We start from the raw sequence: 7,386 nt of genomic DNA, 5'->3' as shown, positions 1-7,386 counted from the left end.
TCGAGCGCGGCGCGCTCCTGCTCGGTGCCGGCATCGAAGGCCTCGAGCCGCTCGACCAGCTCGTCGACGCCGTCGGCTGCGGCCTGAGCCGCGGCCAGGGCGGTGGCAGCCGCCTCCAGCGCCTCTTGGGCGGTGGGGGCATCCATGCCGTCACTGGCGCGCTGGGCCTCCTCAAGTCGGGCGGCACAGGCGTCCCGCTCCCGGACGGCATCGCTGAGCGCCTCGTCAGCCTGCTTCTGGTGCTCTTCGGCGGTTTCGACCTGCTGGCGGGTGGCGCCGTCGGTGCCTGCGGAGGCGGGGGAGGGGTGCGTGGTCGAGCCGCACACGGGGCAGGGATCGCCCTCGGTGAGCTCGCCCGCCAGCGCCCCGGCGGTCCCGGAGATCCAGGCCAGGCGGGTGGCGCGAACCCGCTCGGTCGCCTCCCGCGCGAGCGCGGCCGCCTGGGTACACGCTTCTTCCCGTTGAGTGAGCCGGGCGCTGAGCTGCTCGACGGCGAGGGCGGCCCGGTGACGCTCCTCGGCCCGGGCACGGCGGCCCTGGAGGCCCTCGAGGCGCTCGTGGGCCGCGCGCGCCGCCTCCAGCTCCTCCACCCGGGCGGTGCGCTGCGCGGGGCGTTCGGCGAGCTTGTCCGCCTGCTGCTCCAGCTGGGCGGCAGCGCGCTGCAGCTCCACCTCCCGCTGCTCCGCGGCGCTCTCGCGGGCTGGGAGTCCGGACTCCAGGTCGACGAGGGCCTCGAGCTGCCCGTGCTCGCGACGGTACTGGTGCGCCAGGTCGTCAAGGCCGCGGGGGCTGAGTGCCTCGGCGTGGGCCGTCTCGGATGCATCGGCCGCCATGGGGGCCTCAGCGGCTTCGGAGTCCTGCGAGGTCAGGGCGCCCGCTTCGGTAGCGCCGGCCCTTGTCCCGCTCGGTTCATCCTCGAGCGCGGCGAGTTGGCGCCGCGCTTCACGGACCAGAGGCTCGACGAGGGCGGCGGGCGTCTCCTCAGCACCATGGCTGTGAGTGTCGCTGCCGGCGGCATCCTCTGTGCTGCCGGCACTGGTGACTTCGGCCTGCTCGGCCAGGTGGGCCAGGCCGCTCTGGTCGGCGCGAGCGGCCAGAGCGGCGACGGCCTGCTGGGCGCGGCCACGGGCTGCCTGCTCGGCAGTCAGGTAGGGCCGCACCCGGGAGGCGTGCTCGGCGTCCCGAAGGCGCTCGGCATTGGCGGTGTCCTGCTCGGTACGCTCGGCCAGCCGCTGCTTCTCCTCGACCAGCACCCGGCGTCGCTCCAGGAGATCGTGGAGGCTCTGGGCCTCCTCACGAGCGGCCCGAGCCCGAGCGAGCACTTTCCCCGCGACCTCGGCCTGAGCATCGGCTCGCCGGGCACCGCCGCGCGAGGCCTCCAGCACCTCGGCCCCGACGCGGCGAAGAGCCACCAGGTCCGGGGTGGCACCGGCCATCGCCGCCTCCAAGGCCTGAGCCGGCGTTGGAGCAGGGCCGGCGCCGACCGCCTCCGGCTCCTCACGGTCGGCGTCATCCATGGGCAGCGGCAGTGCCTCCTGGGTCCCTCCGGACGGGGCCTCCGGTGACGAGTCATCCTGGAGAACTGCCTGATCGGCGCCGTCGGCCTCCTCAATGGCATCTGCAGTCTCAATGGGGGAGAGGGCCTCAGAGAGGAGGGGGTGCCGTCCCAGGGAGGCGACTTGCCCGCGCAGGTCGGCCGCGGCCTGCTCGACCCTCCGGGCCCCGTCCCGGGAGGCCTGGATGAGGGCGTCCTGGATGGCGTCGTAGATGCCGGTGCCGAAGACGTCCTTGAGGAGGTGCTGGCGCTCAGAGGAGTCGGCGCGCAGGAACCGGGCGAACTTGCCCTGCGGCAGGACGACCGTCTGCGTGAACTGCTCCCGGCTTAAGCCCACGGCGCGCGCGATCTCCGCGTCGGCGTCGCCCACGCGGGTGACGGGCTCGTCGAGCGGCTCCCCGCCGACCTCGGCCAGGTGCCAGAGCTTGACGGTGCCGTTCTGGGTGGTGGTGCCCTGGCCGCGCCGTTTGGCCCGCTCGTAGGTGGGGGTGCGGCGCACCCGGTAGACGCCGGCGCCGGTGGAGAAGACGAGCTCGATGACGCTCTCGATGTGCGGGCCCACGAGGGTGGAGCGGATGCGCTCCTTGGAGGAGTCGGCCGAGTCGGCCACGTCCCCGTAGAGGGCGAAGACGATCGCGTCGATGATGGTGGTCTTGCCCGACCCGGTGGGGCCGGTGAGCAGGAAGCGGCCCGAGGCGCCCACCGCGTCGAAGTCGATGTGCTCCCGCCCCGCGTAGGGGCCGATGCCGGTCATGGTCAGGGAGTGGATCCTCATCGCTCGCTCCTCGCGCTCGCCAGGGCGGACTCGTACGCGCTGCGCAGGACGCCGCGCTCGGAGGGCTGCGCAGCGCGCCCGCAGACGTCGTCGAAGAAGTCCTCGGTGATGCGCAGCGGGTCGGCCGCGGCGGTGACGGTGATGCGCTCGCGGGCCGTGCGCGTGGGGGCCTCGTGCTGGAAGGCCAGGAGGTCGGGGAAGCGCTCCTTGAGGGTGGCCAGGGCGCCGGGTGGCCGCTCACCCTGGAGAATGACGCGCACCCAGGCGCCGGTGGCGTCGTCGAAGGCGGGGGAGAGGAGCTCGGGCATGGTGCCGGTCAGGGTGCGCACCTGGTGCAGGACCGGGGTGGGGATGCGTTCGAGGCCGGTGACTCCGTCGGCGCCCAGGTCCAGCAGCACGGAGGACTTGGTGGCGGAGTTGCGGGCGCCCTCGGCCTCGTCGAAGGAGAAGGGCAGGGGCGAGCCGGAGTAGACCAGGCGCGGGCCGGCGGGCCGGGTGAGCTCCTGGGGACGGTGGAGGTGACCGAGGGCGACGTAGTCCAGGCCACCGCTGCGCTCGGCCAGGGCCGAGCCGCCCAGGGTGGTGAAGACGCCGGAGGGCACGGAGTCGACGCCGCCGACGCGAATGTCCCGCTCGGACTCGCACGCTTCGCCGCCGACGACGAAGGCGTGGGCCATGAGCAGGCTCGGCAGGCGCCGGCTGCGGCCGGCGCGCATACGGTCCAGGTCCGCCGCCACGAGGCGCAGGGCGGCGGAGACGACGGCCTCGTGGGAGCGGGGCAGGCGCGGGCGCTCCGGCGGGCCGGGCTGGGAGGAGGCGTCCCGGTTCTCGTCCTGGTCCCCTCCGGCAGTGTCTTTCGTGGGGGTCTCCTCGCCGAGGCGTTCGGCGAGGAGGGGCGGGAGGATCTCGCGGGCGGCGTCGGGGTCGAGGTAGGGCAGGGCATGGACGATGGCGGCCTCGTTCCCGTCGGCGTCGGGCAGGACGATGCCGCGGTCGAGACCGGCGGTGCGGGCCCGGATGATGAGGCCCTCGCGCATGAGGTCGGCGGCGAAGCCGAGGCGGCGGGCGGAGTCGTGGTTGCCGGGGGTGAGGACCACCCGGGTGCGCTCGGTCAGGCGGCGCAGCGTCTCATCGAGGAGGGCGACGGCGTCATTTGGCGGGATGGCGCGGTCGTAGACGTCCCCGGCGACGAGGACGGCGTCGACTGACTCGGCGGTGACGAGCTCGACGAGATGGTCGGCGAGGGCGGCGTGTGCGTCATCGAGCACGCGCCCGTGGAAGGTGCGCCCCAGGTGCCAGTCGGAGGTGTGGAGGATCCGCATGCGGACACTGTCTCACAGCCCACCGACATCAATGACGGCGCCCTGTGGCGGTCAGTGACCGGTCTCCTGGTCAGAGTCGTCCTTCGTGCCGTTCTGCTCGTCCACTGAGTCCGATGGTGTCTTAAAGAGCGCCACCGCCTCTTCAATTCGACCTGCGGCGCGATAGGCGCTGGCGAGGTTGTTGCGTGAGGTGAGGGTGTGGGGGTGGTGGGGGCCCAGGGATCGGATGCTGTCTTTGAGAGTCTGCCGATGCAGGGCGATGGCTTCGTTGAGCCTGCCGGCCGCCTGGTAGGCGCCGGCGAGATTGTTACGTGAGGTGAGGGTTACGGGGTGATCGGGCCCCAGGGTGCGGGCGCGGTCGGTGAGGGTCTGCTCGTGCAGGGGGATGGTGTCGTGGAGTCTGCCGGCTGCCTGGTAGGCGCCGGCGAGGGTGCTACGTGAGGTGAAGGTGTCGGGATGGTCGGGGCCCAGGAGGCGGGTGAAGTCGTCGAGGTTCTGCTCGAAGAGGGAGATGGCCTCGTCGAGTCTGCCCGCTGCCTGGTAGGCGCCGGCGAGATTGTGCCGTGAGGCCAAGGTTCCAGGGTGGTCGGGGCCGAGGAGACGGGTGCGGCCGTCGAGGTTCTGCTCGAAGAGGGAGATGGCCTCGTCGAGTCTGCCCGCTGCCTGGTAGGCGCCGGCAAGATTGCTACGCGAGGCGAGGGTGTCGGGGTGGTCGGGACCCAGAATGCGGGTGAGGTCCTCGAGGTATTGCTCGTATAGGGAGATGGCCTCATCGAGTCTGCCCATGTCCCGGCAGGTGCCGGCGAGATGGTTGCGTGAGGCGAGGGTACGGGGGTGGTGGGGGCCCAGGATACGGGCGGAGTCCTGAAGGTTCTGCTTGTACATGGCGATGGCGTCGTCGAGCCTGCTCGCATCCCGGTAGACGTCGGCGAGGTTGAGACCAGAGGCCAGGATGCCGAGGTCGTCAGGACCCAGGATGCGCATGACGTCGTCGAAGATCCGCTCGTACAGGGGGATGGCGTCGTCGAGCCTGCTCGCATCCCGGTAGGCGGCGGCGAGGTCGTCGCGTGAGGCGAGAGTGCTGGGATGGTCGGTTCCCAGGATGCGGGTGGAATCCTCGAGGATCTGCTTGTACATGGCAATGGCTTTGTCGAGCCTGCCGCTCGCCCGGTAGGCGCGGGCGAGTTCGTTGCGTGGGGAGAGGGTGTGGGGGTGGTGGGGGCCCAAAGTGTCGCAGACCTGAGTCACGGATTCAGTGAGAGTAAGGGCTATCTGCGATATCTCAAGGCTGGTTGCGCATTGCAGTGTCTCGGCGAGCTTTAAAGACACTTGTGGCTCGGAATACAATGAATGAGAGTAGTCCTGTGATGTGACTGAGAGTAGTTGCTCGATGAGATTGCGGGTTTCATGCCGCCGCTGTTCAACATTCTCTAGTCGGTCTACGTCCATTCCGCTGAGAACTGTTGTGGCGGACGTACGTGCCTCACCGGGCTTCTTCTGGTTGCTCAGGTAGGTGTCCCGATAAACGTGTCCCTGGAGGCGGTGAATAATGGTCTTGTCGCCGTCGCTGGATTCTTGGAGGATGGAAGTGCTCTTCAGGAAAGACAGGGTGTTGCGTGCGTCGTCGGAGTTGTTGTCGAGCCTCAAGAGCCAGTGAGTCGGTACTCCGGACGCACCCAGGAGGGACAGTGCGTCAAGGAGCGATATGGCGATCCTCTCCTGCTGAGGGTGCTTGGTGCTGAGCTGCTCCAAGGCCTGTTCATATGCCATGAGCAGTGCGATGCCGACGGCGTCAGGGTAGTTATCACCCTCGAGGCGACTGATGCGTGACTCGAGCGGGTGATTGCTCAGCCTGTCAAGGTAGCCGGATAAGGTGCATCCACCCCCTTTTGCTGTCGCAGCGGCTTGGGCGATGGCGACGGGCGTGTCGCCAAGTGCATCCGCGATTCGGTCAGCTGCGTCGCGGTGAGTGTCTCCGGTGCGCTCGCACAGGAAGGTGATCGACTGCTCCCGATCGAAGGCGCCAACCGTCAACCGCAACCACCCCAGGCCCTCCCCGTCGAGGTGGCGCGTCGTAGTGATGATGGTCCGAACTCCGGCGCCCTCGGGGATGAGGTCTCTCAGGTCGTCGGGATTCTCCACGTTGTCGAAGACGAAGAGACGGTTGCTCTCATTCGCTGAGCGCAACTGATCCAGGAGGCGCCGAACAATGACCTCCAGGGGGATGTTGCTCGGCGCGTAGATACCGATCCGCAGCGCGAGCTCGTAGAGGTTGGCAATGATTTCCTTGCGCGAAGCCGCATGAATCCACGCGACCAAGGGCCAGCCCTCCTTCTCGCACCTGGCCGCAACCGCTGCGGCCAGCTGAGTCTTACCGCATCCCCGCATCCCCATCAGAACTGTGCGGGGCTCGGCGCGAGTGACAACGGCATGAAAGAGGTCATCCTGCCCTTGCCGCTTGACAAAATCGGCGACGATCATGGGGTGACTGCCGAAGCGAATTCTCGTCGGAGAAGCGGATTGGTGGTGTGTGATCATGCTATGGATCTCCCTGATGTCCTTAGTCGTCGTCAGAGGCTCGTGAGTCTGTGCTTACCCCAGGGGCGGCCATACCGCCTATCGTACAAGTGGGCGGAAATGCAGAAGCAGGATTCGTGAGGCATCAGGGTTCGATGCTGAGGAACACAGAAATAGCGTGGGGCAACGGAAAAATCCGTTGCCCCACGCGAAGAATGCTGCGGTCGGTGGACCGGTGCCGGTGAAAAGGACTCCGTCAGGCGGCGATGGTGCCGGCGGAGACCAGGGCGATGATGACCAGGCCCAGCAGCACGCGGTAGACGAGGAAGGAGGTGAACTTGTTGGAGGACACGAAGCGCAGCAGCCAGGCGATGGTCGCGTAAGCGACGATGCCGGAGACGACGGTCGCGATAATGGTGGGCGTCCAGCCCACGGTGTTGCTGATGGTGCTGGCCTCGGTTGCTGCCTCCAGCAGCCCGGCCGCGACCAGGGACGGGATGCCCATGTAGAAGGACAGACGCGTAGCCGTCACCCGGTCGAACTTGAGGAACAGGCCGGCGGAGATCGTCGCCCCGGAACGGGAGATGCCGGGGAAAACCGGGGAGAGGGCCTGGAACGCACCGATGATGAGGGCGTCCTTGACGGTCACGTCCTTCATGCCCTTGCTGAGGTTCTGCTGGTGGTCGGCCAACCACATGGCCCCCGACCAGATGATGAGGGCCCCGGCGATCACCCACAGGGAGCGGACCGGTCCCTCAATGAAGTCCTTGAACAGCAGCCCGACGACGGCCACCGGGATCGAGCCCAGGATGATGCCCCAACCGAGCGTGTAGTCGGGGTCCTGGCGGGCCTGCCTGTTGCTCAGGCCCTTGAACCAGGCGGTGACGATGCGGACGATGTCGGCCCAGAAGTAGATGATGGCCGCGAGGATCGCACCCACCTGGATGACGGCGGTGAAGGCGGTCATGCCCGCGGAGTTGATCTCGTAGCCGAGCAGCTTCTCGACGATGTTGAGGTGCCCGGTGGAGGACACCGGGAGGAACTCGGTGATGCCCTCGACAATGCCGAGGAGGACGGCGTGCAGCCAGTTCAAAGGGACTCCTGGGGTGGATGGATGGTGGACTCACGGCAGGTTACCGGCGCACAAGGTGGGGAAACGGCCGGGTAACTGTGGTACCCGCCGCAGCGGTGGCGGTTCAGCCGCGCGGCGACGCCGG

At 68.6% G+C, this 7,386-nt stretch carries 4 protein-coding genes; all 4 read right to left on the bottom strand.

All coding sequences use genetic code 11. The features are described from left to right. Positions 1 to 2,330: AAA family ATPase (locus RIV12_RS06765; protein WP_309322915.1), on the bottom strand; the 2,330-nt coding region annotated here is incomplete at its 3' end. After that, complete coding sequence (locus RIV12_RS06760; RefSeq protein WP_309322914.1) at positions 2,327 to 3,652, bottom strand: metallophosphoesterase family protein; 1,326 nt, start codon at positions 3,650 to 3,652, stop codon at positions 2,327 to 2,329. The genes RIV12_RS06760 and RIV12_RS06765, both read right to left, overlap by 4 nt. A 51-nt stretch (positions 3,653 to 3,703) precedes the next feature. Further along, positions 3,704 to 6,190, bottom strand: a complete 2,487-nt coding sequence (locus RIV12_RS06755) for a tetratricopeptide repeat protein (protein ID WP_428978920.1) — start codon at positions 6,188 to 6,190, stop codon at positions 3,704 to 3,706. Between the two features lie 235 nt (positions 6,191 to 6,425). Next, the gene (locus RIV12_RS06750; protein ID WP_309322912.1) at positions 6,426 to 7,262 is read right to left on the bottom strand and encodes an undecaprenyl-diphosphate phosphatase; all 837 of its coding nucleotides are present in this window, start codon (positions 7,260 to 7,262) and stop codon (positions 6,426 to 6,428) included. Positions 7,263 to 7,386 lie beyond the last annotated feature (124 nt).

The sequence above is a fragment of the Actinomyces stomatis genome (assembly GCF_031292835.1).
Taxonomy (GTDB): Bacteria; Actinomycetota; Actinomycetes; order Actinomycetales; family Actinomycetaceae; genus Actinomyces; species Actinomyces stomatis.
The sequence above is the reverse complement of the archived record's forward strand: the minus strand, read 5'-3'. Positions and strand labels throughout refer to the sequence as shown.

Coding starts and splice junctions, on each gene's coding strand:
- RIV12_RS06760 (WP_309322914.1), bottom strand. CDS start 3,652: ATGCGGATCCTCCACACCTCCGACTGGCACCTGGGGCGCACCTTCCAC.
- RIV12_RS06755 (WP_428978920.1), bottom strand. CDS start 6,190: ATGATCACACACCACCAATCCGCTTCTCCGACGAGAATTCGCTTCGGC.